The 23,044-nt window shown below is 71.6% G+C and carries 21 protein-coding genes; 6 read left to right on the top strand and 15 right to left on the bottom strand.

The genetic code is table 11. The features are described from left to right. Positions 1 to 65 precede the first annotated feature (65 nt). Positions 66 to 734 carry a bifunctional DNA primase/polymerase gene (locus OG624_RS28760; protein ID WP_033223061.1) on the top strand — a complete coding sequence of 223 codons (669 nt, stop codon included), beginning with the start codon at positions 66 to 68 and terminating at the stop codon, positions 732 to 734. A 100-nt stretch (positions 735 to 834) separates the two neighbouring features. Here the strand turns inward: OG624_RS28760 and ftsY are convergent, their stop codons facing one another. Next, complete coding sequence (ftsY, locus tag OG624_RS28755; protein WP_033222900.1) at positions 835 to 2,046, bottom strand: signal recognition particle-docking protein FtsY; 1,212 nt, start codon at positions 2,044 to 2,046, stop codon at positions 835 to 837. A gap of 144 nt (positions 2,047 to 2,190) precedes the next feature. Here ftsY and OG624_RS28750 point away from each other — a divergent pair, with 144 nt between their 5' ends. Together OG624_RS28750 and OG624_RS28745 are read left to right on the top strand one after the other, a co-directional pair. After that, positions 2,191 to 3,645, top strand: a complete 1,455-nt coding sequence (locus OG624_RS28750; protein WP_266353471.1) for a cytosine permease — start codon at positions 2,191 to 2,193, stop codon at positions 3,643 to 3,645. Positions 3,646 to 3,708: 63 nt separating this feature from the next. Further along, the gene (locus OG624_RS28745) at positions 3,709 to 4,695 is read left to right on the top strand and encodes an LLM class flavin-dependent oxidoreductase (RefSeq protein ID WP_030718460.1); all 987 of its coding nucleotides are present in this window, start codon (positions 3,709 to 3,711) and stop codon (positions 4,693 to 4,695) included. Positions 4,696 to 4,736: 41 nt separating this feature from the next. Here OG624_RS28745 and OG624_RS28740 read toward each other — a convergent pair whose 3' ends face one another. From OG624_RS28740 to OG624_RS28725, 4 genes are all read right to left on the bottom strand, one after another. After that, a complete protein-coding gene (locus OG624_RS28740; RefSeq protein WP_326749054.1) occupies positions 4,737 to 6,167 on the bottom strand; it encodes a sugar porter family MFS transporter in 1,431 nt (476 codons plus the stop codon). A gap of 182 nt (positions 6,168 to 6,349) precedes the next feature. Further along, positions 6,350 to 10,123 carry an AAA family ATPase gene (locus OG624_RS28735; RefSeq protein WP_371639962.1) on the bottom strand — a complete coding sequence of 1,258 codons (3,774 nt, stop codon included), beginning with the start codon at positions 10,121 to 10,123 and terminating at the stop codon, positions 6,350 to 6,352. Positions 10,124 to 10,373: 250 nt separating this feature from the next. Then, positions 10,374 to 10,592 carry a hypothetical protein gene (locus OG624_RS28730; protein WP_030012524.1) on the bottom strand — a complete coding sequence of 73 codons (219 nt, stop codon included), beginning with the start codon at positions 10,590 to 10,592 and terminating at the stop codon, positions 10,374 to 10,376. Positions 10,593 to 10,940: 348 nt separating this feature from the next. Beyond that, positions 10,941 to 11,222, bottom strand: a complete 282-nt coding sequence (locus OG624_RS28725; protein WP_078909436.1) for an acylphosphatase — start codon at positions 11,220 to 11,222, stop codon at positions 10,941 to 10,943. A 136-nt stretch (positions 11,223 to 11,358) separates the two neighbouring features. Between OG624_RS28725 and OG624_RS28720 the strand changes: the two genes are divergently transcribed. After that, positions 11,359 to 12,357, top strand: coding sequence for a CAP domain-containing protein (locus OG624_RS28720; RefSeq protein WP_371639961.1), 999 nt, complete (start codon positions 11,359 to 11,361; stop codon positions 12,355 to 12,357). Positions 12,358 to 12,374: 17 nt separating this feature from the next. Here the strand turns inward: OG624_RS28720 and OG624_RS28715 are convergent, their stop codons facing one another. Further along, complete coding sequence (locus OG624_RS28715; protein WP_030773542.1) at positions 12,375 to 12,986, bottom strand: flavodoxin family protein; 612 nt, start codon at positions 12,984 to 12,986, stop codon at positions 12,375 to 12,377. A gap of 127 nt (positions 12,987 to 13,113) precedes the next feature. Between OG624_RS28715 and OG624_RS28710 the strand changes: the two genes are divergently transcribed. Then, complete coding sequence (locus tag OG624_RS28710; RefSeq protein ID WP_161293548.1) at positions 13,114 to 13,518, top strand: winged helix-turn-helix transcriptional regulator; 405 nt, start codon at positions 13,114 to 13,116, stop codon at positions 13,516 to 13,518. Here OG624_RS28710 and mutM read toward each other — a convergent pair. The 9 genes from mutM to OG624_RS28665 all read right to left on the bottom strand — a co-directional run bounded on the left by mutM (position 13,491) and on the right by OG624_RS28665 (position 22,484). After that, entirely contained in the window at positions 13,491 to 14,360 is an 870-nt protein-coding gene (gene mutM / locus OG624_RS28705; RefSeq protein WP_033222889.1) for a bifunctional DNA-formamidopyrimidine glycosylase/DNA-(apurinic or apyrimidinic site) lyase, read from the bottom strand. The two genes, OG624_RS28710 and mutM, sit on opposite strands and share 28 nt — an antisense overlap. 114 nt (positions 14,361 to 14,474) lie before the next feature. Then, a complete protein-coding gene (gene rnc, locus OG624_RS28700) occupies positions 14,475 to 15,323 on the bottom strand; it encodes a ribonuclease III (protein WP_033222887.1) in 849 nt (282 codons plus the stop codon). A gap of 19 nt (positions 15,324 to 15,342) precedes the next feature. Further along, positions 15,343 to 15,516: a 50S ribosomal protein L32 gene (gene rpmF / locus OG624_RS28695; protein ID WP_003965982.1), complete on the bottom strand. Its 174-nt coding sequence runs from the start codon at positions 15,514 to 15,516 to the stop codon at positions 15,343 to 15,345. 2 nt (positions 15,517 to 15,518) lie between these two features. Further along, entirely contained in the window at positions 15,519 to 16,187 is a 669-nt protein-coding gene (locus OG624_RS28690) for a YceD family protein (protein WP_033222881.1), read from the bottom strand. A gap of 122 nt (positions 16,188 to 16,309) precedes the next feature. Beyond that, positions 16,310 to 17,341: an ATP synthase F0 subunit B gene (locus OG624_RS28685; RefSeq protein WP_161293542.1), complete on the bottom strand. Its 1,032-nt coding sequence runs from the start codon at positions 17,339 to 17,341 to the stop codon at positions 16,310 to 16,312. Positions 17,342 to 17,444: 103 nt separating this feature from the next. Continuing rightward, a complete protein-coding gene (gene coaD / locus OG624_RS28680; RefSeq protein ID WP_266445503.1) occupies positions 17,445 to 17,924 on the bottom strand; it encodes a pantetheine-phosphate adenylyltransferase in 480 nt (159 codons plus the stop codon). 14 nt (positions 17,925 to 17,938) lie between these two features. Further along, positions 17,939 to 18,517, bottom strand: a complete 579-nt coding sequence (gene rsmD / locus OG624_RS28675) for a 16S rRNA (guanine(966)-N(2))-methyltransferase RsmD (protein WP_033222876.1) — start codon at positions 18,515 to 18,517, stop codon at positions 17,939 to 17,941. Positions 18,518 to 18,591: 74 nt separating this feature from the next. Continuing rightward, entirely contained in the window at positions 18,592 to 20,784 is a 2,193-nt protein-coding gene (gene recG / locus OG624_RS28670) for an ATP-dependent DNA helicase RecG (RefSeq protein ID WP_371588506.1), read from the bottom strand. Positions 20,785 to 20,810: 26 nt separating this feature from the next. Further along, positions 20,811 to 22,484 carry a DAK2 domain-containing protein gene (locus OG624_RS28665; protein WP_352163839.1) on the bottom strand — a complete coding sequence of 558 codons (1,674 nt, stop codon included), beginning with the start codon at positions 22,482 to 22,484 and terminating at the stop codon, positions 20,811 to 20,813. A 240-nt stretch (positions 22,485 to 22,724) separates the two neighbouring features. Here OG624_RS28665 and rpmB point away from each other — a divergent pair, with 240 nt between their 5' ends. Beyond that, positions 22,725 to 22,910, top strand: a complete 186-nt coding sequence (rpmB, locus tag OG624_RS28660) for a 50S ribosomal protein L28 (RefSeq protein WP_033222871.1) — start codon at positions 22,725 to 22,727, stop codon at positions 22,908 to 22,910. Positions 22,911 to 23,044 lie beyond the last annotated feature (134 nt).

Below are 23,044 nucleotides of genomic sequence, written 5' to 3'. Positions count from 1 at the left end.
CGTCGAGCTCGTCGCACCGGCTTCGTAACCACCGGCACGTCCGACCCGTTGGAGGGGGCATGGGCATGGGCTTCACGATCGGCGGCAGCCGCAGCACCAAGGAGTTCCGCTCCGGCACCCGGCGGCGCGGCCGGACCTCGGAGTGCACGGCGGTGGCGGAGTGCACCGGGTTGTGGGGCTGGGACGTGGTCCCCGGCGCCCGCGCCGCGGCGCCCGCCCGCGACTGCTCCTGCGGGGACACCGGGTGCCCAGAACCCGGGGCGCATCCTCTGGCGTTCGCCCCCACGGTCCCGGCCGGGGCCACCCTCGACGAGGTCACCCGGACCTGGAGCGAGTACCCGGGCGCCGCCGTACTGCTCCCCGTGGGCCGCTTCTTCGACGTCATCGAGGTCTCCGAGGAGGCCGGGCGCCGCGCGCTGGTGCGGCTGGAGCGGATGGGGCTGCCGCTCGGCCCGGTCATCGTCACCGCCGACGGCCGGGCGCAGTTCTTCGTGGCCCCGGGCGCGGCGGCCGAACTGCCGCAGCTGCTGTACCGGATGGGCTGGGACGACGCCGATCTCGACCTGCGCGCCCTGGGCCACGGCGCCTTCGTGACGGCGCCGCCCTCCGACCGCGCCGGGCTCGGCCAGGTCGGCTGGCTGCGGGCGCCCGCGCTCGACTCCGCCGGCGGCCCGCCGCAGGCCAGGTTGCTGCTGGGGACCCTCGCCTACATCTGCCACCGCCTGCGCCGATAGCCGCGCACCGGAGGCGGACGCGACGACGTCCACGACGACATGACGATGCCCCCGCGTTCCGGCCGGAACGCGGGGGCATCGGTGTCCGTCAGAGCCGCCCTCAGTCGCCGATCAAGGCGTCCACGAACGCCTCCGGCACGAACGGTGCCAGGTCGTCCGGACCCTCACCGAGACCGATGAGCTTGACCGGGACGCCCAGTTCGCGCTGGACGGCGATGACGATGCCGCCCTTGGCGGTGCCGTCGAGCTTGGTCAGCACGATGCCGGTGATGTCCACGACCTCGGCGAAGACACGGGCCTGGGTCAGGCCGTTCTGCCCGGTGGTGGCGTCCAGGACCAGCAGGATCTCGTCGAGCGGACCGTGCTTCTCCACGACCCGCTTGACCTTGCCGAGCTCGTCCATCAGGCCGGTCTTGGTGTGCAGGCGACCGGCGGTGTCGATGAGCACCACGTCGGCGCCCTCGGCGATGCCCTCCTTGACCGCGTCGTAGGCGATCGAGGCCGGGTCGCCGCCCTCGGGGCCGCGTACGGTACGGGCGCCGACGCGCTCGCCCCAGGTCTGGAGCTGGTCGGCGGCGGCGGCGCGGAAGGTGTCGGCCGCGCCGAGCACCACGCTGCGGCCGTCGGCGACGAGCACCCGGGCCAGCTTGCCGGTGGTGGTGGTCTTACCGGTGCCGTTGACACCGACGACCATGATCACGCCGGGGGTGTCCTCGCCGCTCTCCGTCTTCACGACGCGGTCGAGGTCGGTGCCGACCAGGGTCAGCAGCTCCTCCTTGAGCAGGGCGCGCAGGTCCGCCGGGGTCCGGGTGCCGAGCACCTTGACCCGCTCGCGGAGCCGGTCGACGAGCTCCTGGGTCGGCACGACGCCGACGTCGGCGACGAGGAGGGTCTCCTCGATCTCCTCCCAGGTGTCCTCGTCGAGGTGCTCCCGGGAGAGCAGCGTGAGCAGCCCCTTGCCGAGGGAGTTCTGCGACCGGGCGAGGCGGGCGCGCAGCCGGACCAGGCGCCCGGCGGTGGGCTCGGGCACCTCGATCTCGGGCGCGGCCGGGGCCTCCGGCTCGAGCACCGGCGCCGGGGCGGGGGCCTCGGCCTCCGGGAGCCCGACCTCCTCGATCGTGCGGCGCGGCTCTTCCGCCGTCTCTACGGCGTCCTCCCCCACCTGCGGCTCGGCAGGCGGGGCAGTGATGGTCGGCGTGCTCGGCGGTGCCGGCGGCGGCAGCTGCTTCTTCTTGCGGCTGCTGACGACGAGCCCGCTGATCACACCGACCGCGACCAGGGCGATGACTACAGCAAGGATGAGGATGTCCATAACTCCCCCAGTATCGGCCACGGCCACGCCGGAGCCGGGAACCTGGGCGCGCGGACCAGGACGTAAGCCTCTGTTTGTCCTTTTAGCGGTACATCCATGATGATGAACGACTTCCCCTCATAACCTCCCCGACGGAGCACCCGTATGCCTGCCGAGCCCGCCGACGGCGCAGCCGAAACCGCGATCGAGACCCGCGGCCTGGAACCCGTCCCGGACGGTGAGCGCACCGGCCGGGTCCGCGAGCTCGTCCCCACCTGGGTCGCCGCCAACATCAGCGTGCTGCTGCTGACCATGGGCGCGGGGCTGGTGATCTTCAACAAGCTCAACATCTGGCAGGTGCTCGTCGTCGCGGTCGCCGCGCCGGTCGTCTCGTACGGGCTCGTCGGCCTGATATCCATCGCGGGCAAGCGCGGCGGCGCGCCCGGCATGGCCCTGTCCCGGGCAGTGTTCGGGCAGCGCGGCAACCTCTTCCCGGGCGCCCTGATCTGGGTGGCCCGCTGGGGCTGGGAGACCATCAACGCGGTCAGCGGCGCCTACGCCGTGCTGACCGTGCTCGACCTCCTGTTCGGGGTCCGCAGCAGTACCCCGCTCATCGTCGTGACCCTGGTGTTCTTCGTGGGCTGCACCTTCGTGGTCTCGGGTCTGGGCATCAACGCGCTGCGTGTCTGCTCCACCTGGTCCACGTACCTCTTCGGCGCCTTCAGCGTGCTCGTCCTCGGGTACCTGCTGTTCACCACCGACTGGTCCGCCGTCTTCGGCAAGCCGGCCGGCTCCAGCGCGATGATGATCGCGGGCATCGGCACGATCGCGGCCGGCGGGATCAGCTGGGTGCCCTCGGGCCCCGACTTCACCCGCTATCTGCCGCGCACCGCCTCCTCCAAGGGCATGGTCGGCGCGACGATCGGCGGCGCCGGCGTGGTCGTGCTCCCGATGGTCCTGATGGGCGCGGTCATGGCCGTCGGCACCCCGGACCTGGCCTCGGCCCAGGACCCGGTGTCCTTCATCGGCGAACTGCTCCCGACCTGGATCGCGGTCCCGTACCTGCTCATCGCGGTCGTCGGCATGCTGCTGATCAACTCGATGTCCATGTACTCGGCCGGCTTCACCGCGCAGACCCTGGGGATCAAGGTCCCGCGGGCCGCCGCCGTGAGCGTCAACGCGCTCATCAGCCTGGTCTTCGGCTTCCTGCTGATGGTGGTCGCGACCAGCTTCTTCGGCTCGTTCATCTCCTTCCTGACGCTGCTGGCCGTGGCCTTCTCCGCGTGGATCGGCGTCTTCGGCGTGGACATGCTGCGCCGCACGAGCTACGACGGCCCCGCGTTGCTGGACACCACGCGGACCAGCGCCTACTGGTACAAGGGCGGCTTCGCCTGGCAGGCGATGACCGCCTGGGCCCTGGCCCTGCTGGTGGGGCTGCTGTTCACCGAGGTCGACTGGTTCGCCGGGCCGCTCGCCGGGACCTGGATCGGCCGCAACGGCCTGGGCTGGGTGGCGGGCATCGTGACCTCGGGTGTGCTGTACGCCGTACTGCCGCGCACGGCGCCGGCGGCACCGGCCCCGGCCGGGGAGCGCGAGCCCGCCGGATCCCTGTCCAACTGACGCAACGTCAGCTAACGTCCCCCTTCGCCCGCCCACCCACCTCTGGCGAAGGGGGACTCCTCCATGCCCATCACCGTGGCCCGGTTCAATCTCGTCGACCCGAACGGCACCCCCGAGTCCCTCTCCGCCCGCTACAAGGCGGCCCTGGAGATGGCCCGGTACGCGGACGACCGCGGGATCGACACCATCCAGACCGAGGAGCACCACGGCACCGACAACAACTGGCTGCCCTCCCCCTTCGCCTTCGCGGGCGCGGTCTTCGGCGCGACCCGCCGGATCGCGGTCACCGTCTCGGCGATCATCGGCCCGCTGTACGACCCGCTGAAGGTCGCCGAGGACATCGCCGTCCTCGACCTGCTGAGCGGCGGCCGCCTGGTGACGGTCGCGGGCATCGGCTACCGGCCCGAGGAGTACGAGCAGCACGGCGTGGAGTGGGGCCGGCGCGGCCGGCTCCAGGACGAGCTGCTGGAGACCTTGCTGAAGGCGTGGACCGGCGAGCCGTTCGAGTTCCGCGGCCGCACGGTACGGGTCACCCCGACGCCGTTCACCCGGCCGCACCCGCTGCTCCTGGTCGGCGGCAGCTCCGAGGCCGCGGCCCGCCGCGCCGCCCGGCTGGGGTTGCCCTTCTTCCCCAGCGCGCACCTGCCGGAGCTGGAGGCGTACTACACCGCGCGGCTGGCGGAGTACGGCACGGAGGGCTTCTGCATGATGCCCGCGGCCGAGACCCCGCTGCTGCACATCGCGGAGGACCCGGATCGGGTCTGGGCCGAGCACGGCGAGCGTTTCCTGCACGAGGCGGGCATGTACGCGTCCTGGCAGTCCAAGGACATCCGCAGCGCCGTACGGTCGGCCGCGCGCTCGGTGGCGGAGCTGCGCGCGGAGGGGGTGTACCGGATCCTCACCCCGGACGAGGCCGTCGCGTACGGCCGGGCCGCGGGCGAGGCGGGGAACCTGGTCCTGCACCCGCTGTGCGGCGGGATGCCGCTGGACGAGGGCTGGCGCAGCCTGCACCTGCTGTGCGAACAGGTACTGCCCCGGCTCAAGGACTGAGCCGGGGCAGTATCGAGGAGAAGGGGCGTTGGCGGGGGTGGTTACCCCATCTCCTCCAGCGCCTTGCCCTTGGTCTCCGGCACCCATTTGAGGATGAAGGGGATCGAGAGCAGGGCGAAGAACGTGTAGATCATGTAGGCGCCCGAGAGGTTCCAGTCGGAGAGCGACGGGAACGTGACGGTGATGACCCAGTTGGCGATCCACTGGGCGGCGGCGGCCACGCCGAGGGCGGCGGCGCGGATACGGCCGGGGAACATCTCGCCCAGCAGCACCCAGACCACCACGCCCCAGGACAGGGCGAAGAAGAGGACGAAGAGGTTGGCCGCGACCAGGGCGGTGATGCCCTGCGCGTGCGGCAGCGAGATGTCGTCGCCGGTTCCGGTCTTGAACGAGAAGGCCCAGGCAGCCGTGCCCAGCGACAGCGCCATGCCCACGGAGCCGATGAGGGCGAGGGGCTTGCGGCCGAGCCGGTCCACGAAGATCATCGCGATGACCGTACCGATGATGTTCACGACCGAGGTCTCGAAGGAGTACAGGAACGAGGAGCTCGCGTCGATGCCGACCGACTGCCACAGCGAGGAGCTGTAGTAGAAGATCACGTTGATGCCGACCAGCTGCTGGAAGACCGAGAGGCCGATGCCGATCCAGACGATGGGCAGGAAGCCGAAGCGGCCGCCGAGCAGGTCCTTGAAGGTGGACTTCACCTCGGAGCGCATGGAGTGGTCGATCTCGCGGATGCGGGCGTCGGCGTCGATGCCGGAGCCCTCGACCTCGCGCAGGACCTCCTTGGCCTTCTCCGTGCGGCCGACCGAGACGAGGAAGCGCGGGGACTCGGGGATGACGAAGGACAGCAGGCCGTAGATCACGGCCGGCACGACCATCACGCCGAGCATCCACTGCCAGGCTTCGAGCCCGCCGATCTCACCGCGCTGGTCGCCGCCCGCGAGGTTGAGGATGGCCCAGTTGACCAACTGCGAGACGGCGATGCCGATGACGATGGCCGCCTGCTGGAAGGAGGCGAGCCGGCCGCGGTAGGCGGGCGGGGAGACCTCGGCGATGTAGGCGGGGCCGATGACGGAGGCCATGCCGATGCCGAAGCCGCCGATGACGCGCCACATCGCGAGGTCCCACAGGGCGAACGGCAGCGCGGATCCGATGGCGCTCGCGGTGAACAGGACGGAGGCGATCTGCATGCAGCGGATTCGGCCGATCCGGTCGGCGAGGCGGCCCGCGGTGGCGGCACCGATGGCGCAGCCGATCAGCGCCGCGGCGATCACCTGGGCGAGCGCCGCCGAGCCGACGTCGAAGCGGTCGCGGATGGCCTCCACCGCGCCGTTGATGACGGAGCTGTCGTAGCCGAAGAGGAAACCGCCCATGGCAGCGGCCGCGGTGATGAAGATGACGTGGCCGAGGTGGTCGGGCTGAGCCGGGTTTCCACCGCCTGACGCGGGTGCGTTCGCTGTGCTGGTCAAGGTGCGCTCCTGGGCCCGGCGGCAACGGCGGGCTGTGTGGGGGATTCGTCGTTGCGCGTGTTCCTCTAGTGGCGCACAGCAAACTGCGCACCACCACCTGAACGTCAACACGCCAGAGCAGAGCCTATGGCTTCACTTTCTGAAGTCAAGAGTCGGAGTGGTCGCAATCGCCCCACGGACTGTCAGGTTTTGCCTTCACTATCTGAATGATCGAATGAGCGGAGACGCTGGCTGATCACCTTGGAGACGCCATCTCCCTGCATCGAGACGCCGTAGAGCGCGTCCGCGACCTCCATCGTCCGCTTCTGGTGCGTGATGACGATCAGCTGTGAGCTCTCCTGGAGCTCCTCCATGATCCGGATCAGCCGCTGCAGATTGGTGTCGTCGAGCGCGGCCTCGACCTCGTCCATCACGTAGAACGGGCTGGGGCGCGCCTTGAAGATGGACACCAGCATCGCCACGGCTGTCAGCGAACGCTCGCCGCCGGAGAGCAGCGACAGCCGCTTGACCTTCTTGCCCGGCGGACGGGCCTCCACGTCGATGCCGGTCGTCAGCATGTTGTCGGGGTCCGTGAGGATCAACCTGCCCTCGCCGCCGGGGAACAAGCGCGAGAACACGCCCTCGAACTCCCGGGCCGTGTCCCGGTAGGCCTCGGTGAAGACCTGCTCGACGCGCTGGTCGACCTCCTTCACGACTTGAAGGAGATCGGCCCTCGTCCTACGGAGATCCTCCAGCTGCTCGCTGAGGAACTGGTGGCGCTCCTCCAGGGCGGCGAACTCCTCCAGGGCGAGCGGGTTGACCTTGCCGAGCTGCTGGTACGCACGCTCGGCGACCTTGAGCCGCTTCTCCTGCTGGGCCCGGACGAAGGGACCGGGCCGGTTGCGCGGGTCCTGCGGATCCTCCGGCAGCACCTCGCCGTCGGCGGGCGGGGACGGGGGTACGGGCTGGTCGGGGCCGTATTCGGCGACCAGCCCGGCGGCCTCGATGCCGAACTCCTCCAGCGACCTGGCCTCCAGCGCCTCGATGCGCAGCCGCTGCTCGGCGCCGAGCACCTCACCTCGGTGGACCGAGTCGGTGAGCTTGTCCAGCTCCCCCTTCAGTTCCCGGCCGCGGTTGCGCGCCTCGCCGAGCTCCCGCTCGCGCAGGCCTTTCGCCCGTTCGGCCGCCACCCGCTCCTCGTCGGCCCTGCCGAGCGACACCTCCACGTGCGCGAGGAGCTGCCGGGAGCCGTCGGCCACCGCCCGGGCCACCTCCGCCTCGTGGCGCAGCCTCGCCCGGCGCCGCTCGGCGCGGGCCCGGGCCTCGCGTTCCGCACGGGCTCCGCGGTCCAGCGAGTCCGCGCGGCCGGCCAGCCCCTTGACCCGCTCCTCCAAGGTCCGCAGCTGCAGCCGGGCCTCCATCTCGGTCTGCCGGGCGTTGGCGCCGTCGGCCGCGAGCCGGTCCCGCCGGGAGCCGTCCGGCTCCTCGTCCACCGGCATCTCCTCGGCGGTCGCGAGCCGCTCCGCGCACTCCTCCACCTCGGCCAGCGCCTGCTCCAGGGCCTCCTGGGCCCGGGCCGCGGCGGCGGCGCTGCGTTCGGCCTCGCCCGCGGCGCCCTTCGCCTGCCCGGCGAGGCGCCCGAGCTGCTGGGCGACCCCGGCCCGGGCCTGTTCGGCGGCGCGCCGCCGCTCGGCGAGCTCCTCGACCAAGGCGGCCGCGTCCTGACGGTGGTTCTGGGCGGCCGTCCGGGCCTCGGTCAGTTCCGCGCACCGTACGCCCAACCGGTCCAGCTCGGCCGCGGCCTCGTCGACGGCGGCCTGCACCTCGATCAGGCTGGGCGCGCCGGCGGAACCGCCGTGTGCGAGGTGGGCGCCGAGCACGTCGCCGTCGAGGGTCACGGCCACCGCGTCGGGCCGCTCCGCGACCAGCGCCTCGGCCGCGTCCAGGGTCGCGACCACGACGTGGTCCCGCAGCACCCATTCCACGGCCCGCCGCACCTGCGCGTCGCCGCCGACCAGCGCGGCGGCCGGTACGGGAGCACCCGTGGGCCCGCCGGCCGCGACCGGCTCGGGGGCCTGGGCCGGGGCCGGGGACTGGCCGGAGGCACCCACGCTCGCCGCCGACCGTGGGGCGGGCGCGGGAAGGTCTCCGTCCCGGGAGGGGGCCGGGTGGGGGAACGCTCCTCCGGCGACCGCTCCCCCGGCGACCGCTTCCTGTGCCCCGTCCGCCGGTCCGGCCGAGGCCTGGCCCGGGACGCCGGGCGCCGCCGGGGCGATCAGCAGGGTGGCGCGGCCCGCGTCCGTCTCACGGAGGTGGCGGATCGCCTCGGCCGCCGCTCCCGGGGAGGCCACCGCCAGCGCGTCCGCGGCCGAGCCCAGTGCGGCGGCCACGGCGACCTCGTACCCGGAGGTCACCGACAGCCGCTGCGCCGCCGGTCCCAGCAGCCCGGCCAGCCGCTCCCGCGCCGCGAGCAGCGCGCCCGTACCGTCCTTGCGGCGCAGCCCCAGCGCCAGCGCGTCGCGCCGGGCCGAGACGGCCGCCCGGGAGCGCTCCGCCTCGGACAGCTCCTCCCGGGCGGCGGACAGCTCCGTCTCCGCCCGCGCCAGCCGGTCCCGCGCGTCCTCGTGGTCGGTGTCGGCCGACGGGTCGTCGAGGCCGCCGACCTCCTCCGCCAGGGCCTCGTACTCCTCCTGCGCGGCGGCGGCCCGGGACCGGGCCGCGTCCCGCGCCGTGACGAGCCGGTCGATCTCGGCCTGCGCCGCCCCCGCGCGGGAGCGGGCCGCTCCGAGCCGCCCGGTCAGCCGGGCCAGTCCCTCGCGCCGGTCGGCGATGGCCCGCGCGGCGTCCCGCAGCCGGCGTTCCTCGGCGGCCAGCTCCTGCTCCAGCTCCGCCCGGTGCTCGGCGGTGTCCTCCAGCGCCCGCGAGGCCGCCTCCAGAGCCGCCGTCAGTTCCGCCTCCTGCTCGCGGATCCGCGCGGCCTCCCGTTCCATCTCCTCGGGGTCGCGGCCGCGCCGCTCCTCCTCGGGCGGAGCCGAGGCACTCTTGACCCGGGCGTCCGCCAAGGAGGTGGTCCCCCGGACGCGTTCGGCGAGCTGCGACAGCTCGTACCAGGTCTGCTGGGCCCGCTGGAGGCGTGGCGCGAGCTCCCGTACCGCTTCCTCCAGCTCCGCCTCACGCCGCACGGCGCCCGCGAGCTGGGCCTCGGCGGCCTCCTTGCGCTCCTTGAGCGCCGCCTCGTCCGCGATCTCCGCGTCGAGGGCGCGCCGCAGCACGACCAGGTCGTCGGCGAGCAGGCGCAGCCGCGCGTCGCGCAGGTCCGCCTGGATCACGGCCGCCCGTCGGGCGACCGCCGCCTGCCGTCCCAGGGGCTTGAGCTGGCGCCGCAGCTCGTCGCCCAGGTCCTGGACGCGGGCGAGGTTGGCCTGCATCGCGTCCAGCTTCCGCAGCGCCTTCTCCTTGCGCTTGCGGTGCTTGAGTACGCCTGCCGCCTCCTCGATGAAGGCGCGGCGGCCCATCGGATCGGCGTGCAGGACGGAGTCCAGCTGCCCTTGTCCGACGATGACGTGCATCTCGCGGCCGATGCCCGAGTCGGACAGCAGCTCCTGGATGTCGAGCAGGCGGCAGGTGTCACCGTTGATCTGGTACTCGCTGCTGCCGCCGCGGAACATGATGCGGGTGATGGTGACTTCGGCGTAGTCGATGGGCAGCGCGCCGTCGGAGTTGTCGATCGTCAGGGACACCTCGGCGCGCCCGAGCGGCGGGCGCCCCGTGGTCCCGGCGAAGATGACGTCTTCCATCTTCCCGCCGCGCAGGGACTTGGCCCCTTGTTCGCCCATGACCCAGGACAGCGCGTCCACCACATTGGACTTGCCGGATCCGTTCGGGCCCACGACACAGGTGATTCCGGGCTCGAAGCGCAGGGTGGTGGCGGATGCGAAGGATTTGAAGCCACGCAGGGTCAGGGACTTGAGGTGCACGCCGCCGGACTCTACCTTTCGCGTCCGGTTTCACCCATGAAGGTGCTGGGCACAACTGACGCCAATGGGATCAGGCCCCCCACCTGGCCCTGTGGTCCCTGACACGGCCGTCGGGGGAAGGGGGCGCGGGGAAGACCGCGCGCACGAGGCGGAAGAGGAAGAGGCGGAGGACGCGGAAAGAAAGAAGGGACGCCGAAGCGTCCCTTGCAGATCATGCGGGGCTGGAGTCGAGCGTCGGGTGAAGCACGGGTCAGGTGAGCGCAGGCTCCGCCTGGGGTACGTCGATGTCGATGCTGCCGAGCAGCGAGTCTCCGTCGTGCTGAGCGGCGGCCGCGTTCAGCGCGTCATTTTCGGACTGAATCCGTACGAGCTCGGACTCGAGGTCCTGGACGCGCTGCTGAAGCCGTCGCATCTCGGCGAGGAGTCGCGGGTCGGAACCGCCGACGTAACCGAGAAGCGCCTTTGCCATGATGGATGGTCCTCCACACTGAGTGACCGACCGAAGCGGTGTGGGTCGTGAGGGAATCGCACCCGCGGATGTCCGGCAGCGACTGACAGTCACTGCGCTTACTACTGCCAACACTGCCAAACAGCTCAGGTGCGCGGGGCTTCCAGCGTCTCACCAAAAAGTTTGACGGTCAACACGATCACGCCCCGTATCCACGGGCGCCCCGGTCCCCGCAAGGGATGTGGAGATCATCCTCATCTTCGAGCCTTCCACGGATCACCCTCGTCGGCAACGCGTCGGCGACGAATGCGCAGTTCCGACCGTGTGCGGACGCTCAGAGATGTGATGAGTGCATGATCAGTCGATCGGTCATCGCATCCCGAATCCGTCATAGCCACCGCGCGGTGTGCCCCAGATCTCTGTCACTCCGTCCACCCGCCCGGGCGTGTCGGAGGAGCGCAACCAGTCGAGCAGCCGGTGGCAATTCTCACGTTGACCTTCGGCGACCACCTGTACTCGCCCGTCGTCGAGGTTGAGCGCGAAGCCGACGACCCCGCCGATCTCCAAGGCGTTCTCCCTGGTGAACCAGCGGAAGCCCACTCCCTGCACACGGCCGCGCACCCATGCGGTCAGACGGACCTCTTCATTCATGCGTGAACGCTAACCGGACCGGCACTTTCGGGTCACATCGCCCCCTGGGGCCCATGCCGTACAGTCGCGCAGCAATGAACTCACCCATTTGGGTGGGTAAGGGTTGATCTTGAACCGGCAAGGAAGGCACGCTCCGATGGGCCGTCACCGTCTCCCCGCCGCGCCGCACAGCGGCGGCAAGCGCGGCACCGCCCTGCGCACCGGCCTGCTGGGCGTCTCGGTGGCCGTCGCCCTCGGCACCGCGGCCGTCACCACCGGCATGGTGCCGGTCGCCGGATCCTTCCCTTACGTGGGGGTCAGCCCTACGGAGTCCCCCACCCCGGCGGCCAAGGCCAAGGCCTCGAACGACCCCGGCGCGGCGCTGCGACAGCAGAACGGCCTCGTGAACCTGTCCGGCCGCGCCTCCGCGGGTACCGGCTCGGGCAGCGCGTCCCCGAAGCCTTCCGCCTCGGCCGCCCCGTCGGCGGCCGCCTCCCCGAGCCCCTCGGCCTCGCCGAGCGCTTCCGTGTCGCCGAGCGCTTCCGCGTCGCCGTCCGCCTCGCCGAGCGCCGCGCCCTCGTCCTCGGCCGCGCCGGCCCCGACGAGCAAGGCCCCGACGAGCAAGGCACCGTCGGCCAAGCCCCCGTCCCCCAAAGCCCCCCGGACGAGCCCCGCCGCACCGGTCGCGCCGACCGCTCCGGCGCCCGCCACGAGCCAGGCACCCGCCCCGGCCCCCTCCAAGTCGGCCACCCCCGCGCCCCGCCCGCCCCTGGACGGCCACTCCGCGGAGGAGGCCGCCGTCGTCGAGCTGGTGAACCAGGAGCGCGCGCTGGCCGGGTGCGGCCCGGTCCGGGCCAACCCGCCGCTCGCGACCCTGGCCGGAGCCTTCAGCCTGGACATGGCCACCCGCGGCTTCTTCAGCCACGAGGACCCCGAGGGCAACAGCCCCTGGGACCGCGCCACCAAGGCCGGGATCGCAGGCCTCGGCGGCGAGAACATAGCCCGCGGCCAGGGTGACGCCGAGGCCGTGATGAAGGCCTGGATGAACAGCCCGGACCACAAGGCGAACATCCTGAACTGCGAGTTCCGCACCCTGGGTGTCGGCGTCCACGTCTCGGCCGGCGGCCCCTGGTGGACCCAGGACTTCGGTTTCTGAGGCGGGCCCGCGAGGGCTCAGACCGCGGCGGCGGCCAGGGCCGCGCGGCCCGCGATGACGATGCGGGTCTGCTCGGTGACCCGGCGGCCCAGGTGCTCGGCGGTCGCGATGTCGGCCTTGTGGACCGCGTCCGCGCCCTCATCGGAGTTGGACTGCGCGGCGGCGCCGGCGAAGAAGCCGAGGCGGTTCAGGTCGTTCTCGGAGGCGGTGCTGGAGTTCCAGCCCGGCTTCAGGCCCAGGTTGATCCAGCTCATGCCGTGCTGCGCGGCCAGGATCTGGAAGAACTGCAGGGTGTGCAGCTTGTCGCCGCTCTTGGAGGCGGAGTTCGTGAAGCCGGCCGCCACCTTGTCCTGCCAGGCGTCGCCGAACCAGCGCTTCGAGGAGGCCTCGGCGAAGACGTGGAAGGCGCCGGAGGCGGTGCCCATGTACGTCGGGGAGCCGAAGACGATCGCGTCGGAGGCGTCGAGCAGCTCCCACTGGGCGTCGTCGATCTCGTCGACCTTGATCAGGTGAACGGTCGCCCCGGCGTCCACGGCGCCGCTGCGGACCGCCTCCGCGACGACGGCGGTGTGGCCGTAGCCGGAGTGGTAGGCGATCGAGACGACGGGGGTGTGCGTGATTGCGGACAAGGCTGATCTCTCCCTCGGGAAAACTCTCGTCGCGGCACAGGGCGTGGCGCGACGAGAGAAAGAGAATCACTAACTTTTAGAAAGCGCAACCCTCGGGTTAGCGCTGCCGGGGAGTACGCTGGTCCGCATGGAGACCCCCGCCTGTACCGAAGCGATCGACACCGAGCAACCGTTCGACGTCTTCGCACGCGCCTGCCCGTCCCGGGAAACCCTCGAGCACGTCACCGGCCGCTGGGGCAGCCTCACCGTGGGCGCCCTGCGCGAAGGCCCGTGCCGCTTCAACGAACTGCGCCGCCGCGTGGAGGGCGTCAGCGAGAAGATGCTCTCTCAGACCCTGCACGCGCTGGAACGCGACGGCATAGTCAACCGCGAGGCACAGCCCACGAACCCGCCGCGCGTCGACTACGAACTGACCCCGCTCGGCGTCGAGGTCGCGGACCGGCTGCTCGCGCTCATCCACTGCCTGGAGGGGAACATGCCGTCCGTACTGGGTGCCCGGGAGACCTACGACACCACGCGCGGCGGACGCTGACAGCGCGGGCAGAAGTAGCTCGACCGGTTCATCCACGGCCGGCGCCGTATCGGCGTACCGCAACGTCGGCAGGGTTCGTCCTCGCGCCCGTAGGCGTCGAGCGAACGATCGAAGTAGCCCGACTCCCCGTTCACGTTGACGTAGAGGCTGTCGAAGCTGGTGCCGCCGACCGTGAGAGCGGCGTTCATGACGTCCCGGGCGTGGCCGAGGAGTTCCGCGCTCCGAGGGCGGGTGAGGCTCGCGGTCGGGCGCTCGTAGTGCAGCTTGGCGCGCCACAGCGCCTCGTCCGCGTAGATGTTGCCCACCCCGCTGATCAGCGACTGGTCCAGCAGCGCCCGCTTGACGGTGGTCCGCTTGGCGCGCAGCGCGAGGTGGTAGGCGCCTTCGTCGAAGAGCGGGTCCAGGGGGTCGCGCGCGATGTGCGCGATCACGTCGGGCAGGCCGTCGGTACTGCCGGCCGCGACCTCGTGCAGCGAGAGGCCGCCGAAGGTCCGCTGGTCCACGAAGCGCAATTCGGTCCCGGCGTCATCGTCGAAGCGCACCCGGATCCGCAGGTGCTTCTCGTCGGGGGCGTCCTGCGGCTGCACCAGCAACTGCCCGCTCATCCCGAGGTGCCCGAGCACGGACAGGTCCCGGCCCTCCAGCGGCAGCCACAGGTACTTGCCCCGTCGCCGCGGCACTCCCACGGTCTCCCCGCGCAGCCGCGCCGCGAAGTCGGCCCCGCCGCCCGGATGCCGTCGAACGGCCCGCGGATGCAGGACCTCGACGGCCTCGACGGTCCGCCCGGCCACCCAGCGCTCCAGCCCCCGCCGCACGACTTCGACTTCGGGCAACTCGGGCACGGGGCACCTCCGGTGGAGTGGATCTGACGCTCCCGGCGAGCGTACCGGCCGCCGGAAACGGCAACCGCCCGCCCCTGCGAGGCAGGGGCGGGCGGGTACGTACCGAAGGAAGGGTCAGGCGTCCGGCGCCGAGTCGGCGGGCGTCGGCACCCCGCCGTTCTCGGTCCCGGCCGAAGCCGGAACCTCGGCCGGAGCGGTGGTCGCGGCAGCTGCCGCGGCCGCGATCCGCTCGTCCGCGGCGGCGCGGATCCCACGCCATGCGGACTCCGCGGCCTGCTGTTCCGCTTCCTTCTTGCTGCGGCCGGTGCCGGTGCCGTACGAGACACCACCGACGCGAGCGGCAGCAGTGAAGGTCTTCTCGTGGTCCGGACCGGTCTCGGAGACCAGGTACTCGGGCACGCCAAGGCCTTCGGCCGCCGTGAGTTCCTGGAGACTGGTCTTCCAGTCCAGGCCGGCCCCGAGGTTCGAGGACTTCTCGATGAGCGGGTCGAAGAGCCGGTGAACCAGCTCCGAGGCCGCGTCGAGGCCCTGATCGAGGTAAACCGCGCCGATCACCGCTTCAAGGGTGTCGGCGAGGATGGAGGCCTTGTCCCGGCCACCCGTGCCCTCTTCGCCCCGGCCGAGCCGGATGAAGGAGCCGAGTTCGAGGCCGCGCCCGACCTCCGCCAGTGCGCGCGAGTTGACCACCGCGGCCCGAAGCTTGGCCAGCTGGCCTTCGGGGAGATCCGGGTGGGTCGTGTACAGCGTGTCCGTGACCACCAGGCCCAGCACGGAGTCCCCGAGGAACTCCAGGCGTTCGTTGGTGGGCAGACCGCCGTTCTCGTACGCGTACGAGCGGTGGGTCAGTGCACGCACCAGAAGGGCGGACTCGAGTTGATACCCGAGCCGCCCTTCCAGAAGCTTGTGGGACGAGGCCGCGTTGTTACTGTCTGCCTGCTTCTCAGCGTTGGACAGCTCAGACATTGCGCCTCTCACCAGCCGCTCAGACCTCGAGGACCTGGCGCTTGTTGTAGGTGCCGCAGCTCGGGCACGCAATGTGCTGGAGCTTCGGCTCCTGGCAACGCTCGCACGAAACCAGGGTGGGGACCGCAGCCTTCCACTGCGACCGGCGGTGGCGCGTGTTGCTGCGCGACATCTTCCGCTTCGGAACAGCCACGGCTACTTCTCCTGCTTCTCGGCGGCGCCCTGAACTCCGTCAGAGGCAGTGCCGCTCATGTTGTCCTTCTCGTCGTCCTGATCGGTCACGACGAGTCCCTGCAATGCCGCCCAACGGATGTCGACGGCGTCATGGTGGTGGTCCGGGTCGTCGTTCAGGCTGAGCCCGCAATCGGGGCACAGTCCGAGACAGTCCTCCCGGCACACCGGCTGCATGGGCAGTGCGAGCACCACCACATCCCGCAGCACGGGTTCGAGGTCGAACAAGCCGTCCTCGAGGAAGAGCGTGTCCTCGTCGTCCTCGGCGTCGTCGGCCGGTTCCGCCTTGGAGCGGCTCCGGTCGTCGGCGTCAGGGTACGAGAACATCTCCTGGAAGTCCGCCTTGAGCTCGCGCTCGACGGACTCCAGACACCTTACGCACTCCCCCACGGCCGATGCACGGGCGGTGCCTGTGACAAGCACCCCTTCCATGACCGACTCCAGGCGGAGCTTGAGCTTCACCGGGGCGCCTTCCGGCACTCCGATGACGCCGACGAGACCGAAGTCCGCCGGTGCCGCGATCTCACGGGACAGCCGCTGCATGGCACCAGGACGCCGGCCCAGCTCGTGCGTGTCGAACACGAGGGGGTTGCGGTGGTCGAGGCGGGTATTCAGGGCCGTTCCTGCTTTCACAGATCGCTGAAGATCAAAAAATGCTGCATATATGCCGCACGTAAGGGCAGCACAGATCGCGGTGCATACGCGCGACCGAACAGCCAGGATACCCGGCGCGGCGCCCAGCGCCCAATCCGGCCCTACCGCCCCTGTTCGTACTGACGCAGCTGGTCCAGGTTGATCATGCTCGTGTCGAAGAGGCTGGTCTCGTCGAGCGAGGGCTGCTGGGCCTGCGGCTGGTACGCGGCGTAGGGGTCGGGCTGCTGCTGGTAGGCCCCGTACGGGTCCGACTGCTGCTGGTAGCCGGCGTACGGGTCCTGGTAGGAGTACGCGTCCTGCTGCTGGGCGGCGGGTTGGGGCGGCTGCGCGGGCTGCTGGTAGGCGTACGTGTCGTAGACGGGCTCCGCCTGCGCCGGGATCGGCGCCTGCCCGTGCGGCTGCTCCGGCTCGGCCAGGCCCGCCAGGAAGTCCGAGTCGCTCGCCGAGCGGGACTGCTGTCCGCCGACCGCGTCCTGGGCCGCCATGTGGACCCCCAGGTCGTCCGTCGGGACCCGGCCCAGGAGCTTCTGGCGACCGCGGCCCACGGCCTCCAGGGTCTTGGAGAGCACCGCCTCGAAGGTCGCCAGCTTGGTGTCCACGTAGGCGTCCGCCTGCTGCCGCTGCGTCTCGGGGTCGTGGCTGCGCTCGGGCGCGTCCATGTCGGGGTAGCCGTGGTCGTCCAGACCCGGGCCGCGGCCCAGCAGCTTCTCCCGGCCCCGGTCCACCGAACCGATGGTCTTGGTCAGCACGACCTCGAAGTTCGCGAGCTTGCTGTCGACGTAGTCGTCGGCCTCGGCCCGGATCTCCTCCGCCTCCCGGCGGGCCTCCTCCAGGATCCGGTCCGCCTCGGCCTGGGAGCGCCGTGCGATCTCGGTGTCGGAGATCAGCGAACCGCGCTGGTTGTGGGCCGCGTCGATGATCCGCTCCGCCTCCCGGCGGGCCTCCTCGACCACCTGCTCCCGGCCGCCGATGAGCTCCTGAGCCTGCGCGAGGGAGCCGGGCAGCGCCTGGCGCACCTCTTCGAGCTGCTCCAGCAGCTCGGCGCGGTTGATCACGCAGGAGGCCGACATGGGCATGGATCGGGCGCCGCCGACGGCCGCGACGATCTCGTCGAGCTTCTTCTGCACGTCCATGGGGGCTCGCACTCTCTCGGCCTCAGGCGGTTCCTGAGACGGACGGGACGACTGTAAGGCCACGGGGTGTGCCCCCGACACCGCCTGACGCCCTGTCGGTCGGTCAGCGGTCGCGCAGCCGTTCCAGGAGCGCCGCGTGGACGTGCGCCGGCAGCAGGTGGGCGACGTCGCCGCCCCAGGTGGCGACTTCCTTGACCAGCGAGGAGGACAGGAAGCTGTAGCTGGGGATCGTCGGGACGAACAGCGTCTCGACGCCCGACAGGCCCAGGTTCATCTGGGCCATCTGGAGCTCGTAGTCGAAGTCGCTGACCGCGCGCAGGCCCTTGACGATGGCCGGGATCTCCCGCTGCTTGCAGAAGTCGACGAGGAGGCCGTGGAAGGACTCGACCTGGATGTTCCCGTAGTCGGCGGTCGCCTCGCGGATCAGCTCCATCCGCTCCTCGACGGTGAACAGGCCCTTCTTCGACTCGTTGATCCCCACGGCGACGTACACGACGTCGTACAGCCTGGAGGCCCGTCCGATGATGTCGAGGTGTCCGTTGTGGATGGGGTCGAAGGACCCCGGACAGACGGCGCGGCGCAACTGAACTCCCTCGTTCATGAGTCTTCGTGGGTGGAGTCGGCGCGGCCGTACCACAGGGTGCCCTCGCCGTACTTGCGCGACCGGAGCGGCTCGAAGCCCTCGGGCCACGGGAAGGCGCCGCTCCTGGTGCTGCGCTCCACGGTGACGAGCGCATCGTCCGTGATCCAGCCGTTGGACCGGAGTGTGAGGAGGATCTCCCGCAGGTCCGCGCTGTCCACGACGTACGGCGGGTCCAGGAAGACGATGTCGTACGGGTCCCCGGCGGCCTTGGCGGCCACGATCTGCTCGGCCTTGCCGGCGCGGAATTCCGCGCCGGGCAGGCCCAGCGTCCGGATGTTGTCCCGGATCGCCTTGGCGGCCTTGGCGTCGGCCTCGACGAGCAGGGTGTGGGTGGCGCCCCGGGAGAGGGATTCCAGGCCGACGGCGCCGGAGCCGCCGTACAGGTCGAGCACCCGGGCCCCTTCGACGCCGTGCAGCGACTCCCAGGTGGAGAAGAGGCCTTCGCGCATCCGGTCCGAGGTGGGCCGGGTGCCGGTGCCGGGGGGCACGGCCAGCCTTCGCCCGCGGGCACTGCCGGCGATCACGCGGGTCATCTGGGGTCCTTCGGTACGGCGGTGGGTGGAGTGCCCCGGCGCTGCCGCGGCACTCCAACGATAGGTCGTACCGCTCAGCCCTTCTCCAGGTACTGCTCGCGCTCGGTGTCGAGCAGGGCGTCCAGCGCGGTCCGCAGCCCCGGCAGGCCCTCCAGGGTGGGGTCGTCGGCGACGACGCGGGTGGCCTCCTCCCGCGCCTCGGCGATGACCTCCTCGTCCTCGATGACGGCGAGCATGCGCAGCGAGGAGCGGACCCCGGACTGGGCCTGGCCCAGGACGTCGCCCTCCCGGCGCTGTTCCAGGTCGATCCGGGAGAGCTCGAAGCCGTCGAGGGTGGCGGCGACGGCCGCGAGCCGGGCGCGGGCGGGACTCGCCTCGTGCATCTCGCTGACCAGCAGGCACAGGCCGGGCGCGGAGCCGCGGCCGACGCGTCCGCGCAGCTGGTGGAGTTGGGAGACGCCGAACCGGTCCGCGTCCATGATCACCATGACGGTGGAGTTGGGGACGTTCACCCCGACCTCGATGACGGTGGTGGCGACCAGCACCTTGACCTCGCCGGCGGCGAACCGGCGCATGACGTCGTCCTTGTCGGCGGGGTCCATGCGGCCGTGCAGGACCTCGACGCTCATCCCGGCCAGGGGTCCGCGGGTGAGCTGCTCGGCGATCTCCACGACCGCGAGCGGCGGCCGCTTGTCGCCGTCGTCCTCGGTGGCCTTCTTCTTGGGATCGTCCTCCCCGTCACCGATGCGGGGGCAGACCACATACGCCTGGTGCCCCTTCTCGACCTCCTCGCGGACCCGCTCCCAGGCCCGGGCGAGGAAGTGCGGCTTGTCCTTCGAGGGCACCACGTGCGTGGCGATCGGGGAGCGTCCGGCCGGCAGTTGGTCGAGGACGGAGGTCTCCAGGTCACCGAAGACGGTCATGGCGACCGTGCGCGGGATCGGGGTCGCCGTCATGACCAGCAGGTGCGGGGGCTGCTTCCCCTTGGACCGCAGCGCGTCGCGCTGTTCCACCCCGAAGCGGTGCTGTTCGTCGACGACCACCAGGCCGAGGTCGTGGAACTGCACCTTGTCCTCGATCAACGCGTGCGTGCCGATCACGATCCCGGCCTCGCCGGTGACCAGGTCGAGCAGGGCCTGGCGGCGCGCCGGCATCCCCATGGAGCCGGTGAGCAGGACGACCTTGGTGCCCTGGTCCGAGCCGCCGAGCATGCCGCCCTCGGCGAGCTCGCCCATCATCTCGGTGATGGAGCGGTGGTGCTGCTGGGCGAGCACCTCGGTGGGCGCGAGCATGGCCGCCTGCCCGCCGCTGTCGACGACGGCGAGCATGGCCCGCAGCGCGACCATCGTCTTTCCGCTTCCGACCTCGCCCTGGAGGAGGCGGTGCATGGGGTGTTCGGTGGCCAGGTCGTCGAAGATCTCCTTCGAGACCTTCTGCTGGCCGTCGGTGAGGGTGAAGGGGAGCTTGGCGTCGAAGGCGTCGAGCAGGCCGCCGGGGGCGGGGCGGCGCGGGACGGCCGGGAGTTGGGAGTCGGCGTGCCGGCGGCGGGCCAGGGCGACCTGGAGGACGAAGGCCTCGTCCCACTTGAGGCGCTGCCGGGCGTCCTCGATGTCGGCCTTGGTGCCCGGCCGGTGGATCTTCGACAGCGCCTCGGTCAACGGGACCAGTCCGCGCCCCTCGCGCAGGGCGGCCGGCAGCGGGTCCACGGCGTCCTGGGCGCTGGGCAGCACCGCGTCCACGCACTTGGCGATCTTCCAGGACTCCAGCTTGGCGCAGGCCGGGTAGATCGGGATGAGCTGGTTGGCGAAGGCGGTCGCGGCGTCCCGGTCGGAGGCGTCCTGGGAGAGCGGCTCGTAGGCGGGGTGGGAGAGCTGGAGCTTGCGGTTGAACATGCCGACCTTGCCCGCGAACATGGCGCGCGTCCCCGGCAGCAGGTCCTTGTGCGGCTTGTGCACACCGGCGCCGAAGAAGACCAGCTGGAGGCGGCCGCTGCCGTCGGTGATGGTCACCTCCAGGCGCTTGCCGCGGCCTCCGTTGAAGGTCAGGATCCGGGCGTCGGCGACCTGCGCGACGACGGTCACGTGCTCGTCGATCTGGTCGGAGAGCTCGGCCAGCGAGGTCAGCTCGCCGCGCTCGGCGTACCGCCGCGGGTAGTGGTGGAGCAGGTCCAGGGCCGTGTGCAGGCCGAGCTGCTCGGCCAGCACCTTGGCGGTGGCGGGACCGAGCGTCTTCTTGAGGTCTTCGTCGAGCGCGGGCACGTGTTCCATTGCACACCATCGCGCTGACAAGCCCGCTATTCCACCCCGATGAGGAGCGGTGCCGAGTACCGGCCGCCCCGGTAGGTGACGGTGTCCACGGCGAGGTGGCCGTGCTGGACGTAGGCCTCCAGGCGTTCGGCGACGGCGTCCGGTACATCGGGTCCCAGGACCAGGGTGACGAGTTCGCCGCCGGAGCCCAGCATCCGGTCCAGAACGGCCTCGGCGGTCTCGGGCAGGCCCGCGCCGATCACGGCGACGTCCCCGTCGATGAGACCGAGCACGTCGCCGGCCTGGCAGATGCCGGCCGAGGTGAAGGACTGCCTTTCGGCGACGGCCAGTTCCCCGTACCGGGTGGCTCCGGCCGCCGCGGTCATGGCGACCACGTCCTCGTCGAAGCTGCCCTCCGGGTCGTGCACCGCGAGGGCGGCCAGGCCCTGGACCGCGGAGCGGGTGGGGATCACGGCCACCCGTACGCCTTCGGCGCGGGCCTGTTCGGCCGCCGCGGCCGCGGCGGCGCGCAGGTCGGCGCCGCCCTGCAGCAGCACCACCTCGCGGGCGTGCGCGCGGCGGACCGCGTCGAGGAGTTCGGCGACGGCCGGCGGCTCCCCGGGGCGTACCAGCACGGTGGTCGCTCCCGCCTCGCCGCAGAGTCCGGCCAGTCCCTCGCCGGGGACGACGGCGACCACGGCCCGCTGGGCACGCTCGCCCCGCGCCCGGCGGCGTTCGTCCCCGAAGTGGGTGATCCGTATCCGGTAGGGCCGCCCGGCCACGACTCCGGCCTCCACGGCGGCGCCGGGGTCGTCGACGTGGACGTGGACGTTCCACAGTCCGTCGCCACCGACCACGACCAGCGAGTCGCCGAGTCCGTCGAGGCGTTCGCGCAGTTCGCCGACGGCCGCCTCGGAGGCCTCCAGCAGGTAGATCACCTCGTACGCGGGCCCGTCCTCCTCCTGCGCGCAGGGGTCCGGCGACTGCGGTACGGGCACCGCGCGGCCACGGACCGGTTCGACGACCGGCTCCTCGCCGGACAGCGCCTGCCACAGGGCGCCGAAGACGACGACCAGCCCGCAGCCGCCGGCGTCGACGACCCCGGCCCGGCCCAGTGCGGCCAGCTGCCCGGGGGTCTCGGCCAGGGCGGCGCGGGCTCCGTCGTAGGCGGCGCGGGCCACCTCGGCCGCGGTCCCGGCGGCGGCTCCGGCCGCCTCGCCGGCCCGGGCGGCGGCGCCGGCGACGGTGAGCATGGTGCCCTCCACCGGGTGCGCGACGGCCGCGTACGCCTCCTCCGCGGCCCGGGTGAGCGCGCGGGCCAGCAGCCCGCCGGGGCCCCGCTCCCCCGGTTCGGCGGGCCCGGCGGGTTCGTCACCGAGTACGTCGGCCACTCCGCGCAGCAGCTGCGCCAGGATCGTCCCGGAGTTCCCGCGGGCTCCCACCAGCGCCCCGTGCGCCCAGGCCCGTACGGCCTCGGCCAGGGAGGTGGTCCGCGCTGTGCCGTCGGTCACCTCGGGGAAGGCGTCGGCGAGGCCGCGGTCGGCCGATTCCGCGGTGAGGTAGAGGTTGGTGCCGGTGTCCGCGTCGGCGACCGGGTAGACGTTGATCGCGTCGATGTCCTCGCGGGCCCGGCCCAGTGCGGCCAGGGCGAGCGAGCTCCAGGTGCGCACCGCTTCGGCGTCGAGCTCGTCGGCGGGCTGCGGCTGAGGCTCGTGCGGCACCGGGCGTTCCTCCTTGTGCGGGCCAGGGTTCACCGCAGGGTAACGAAGGACCGCCCGGGCGTCGGGACCGCGGGGCGGGGGCAGCGGCGACCATGGTAGTTTTCTTGGACGGACGCAGTCGTTGTATGCTGCTCCGGTTGCCCGACGAGAGTCGGGCCATTCCCCCGGCAAACCACTTCAGATCTCTGAATCCGGTGCGCCGGTTTCACTGTAATTGCATCTGAAGTCTTGGAGTGACCTATGGCTGCCAACTGCGACGTTTGCGCCAAGGGGCCCAGCTTCGGCAACAACATCTCCTTTTCGCACCGCCGCACCTCGCGTCGCTGGAACCCGAACATCCAGCGCGTCCGTGCCGTGGTCAATGGGACGCCGAAGCGCCTCAACGCCTGCACCTCGTGCATCAAGGCCGGCAAGGTCTCGCGCTGACGCCTCCCGTCGTAGCGCAGCCCTTTCCGGTTGCCAAAAAGGCCGGTTCACCTCTGGTGAGCCGGCCTTTTGCCTTGTCCGGGGGGCCTGCCGGAGGCCCTGCCGACAGTCCGGCCGGAGGCCCGGCCGGACTG

Source organism: Streptomyces virginiae (assembly GCF_041432505.1).
GTDB classification, from domain to species: Bacteria; Actinomycetota; Actinomycetes; order Streptomycetales; family Streptomycetaceae; genus Streptomyces; species Streptomyces virginiae_A.
This window is presented reverse-complemented; position numbering and strand designations above follow the sequence as displayed.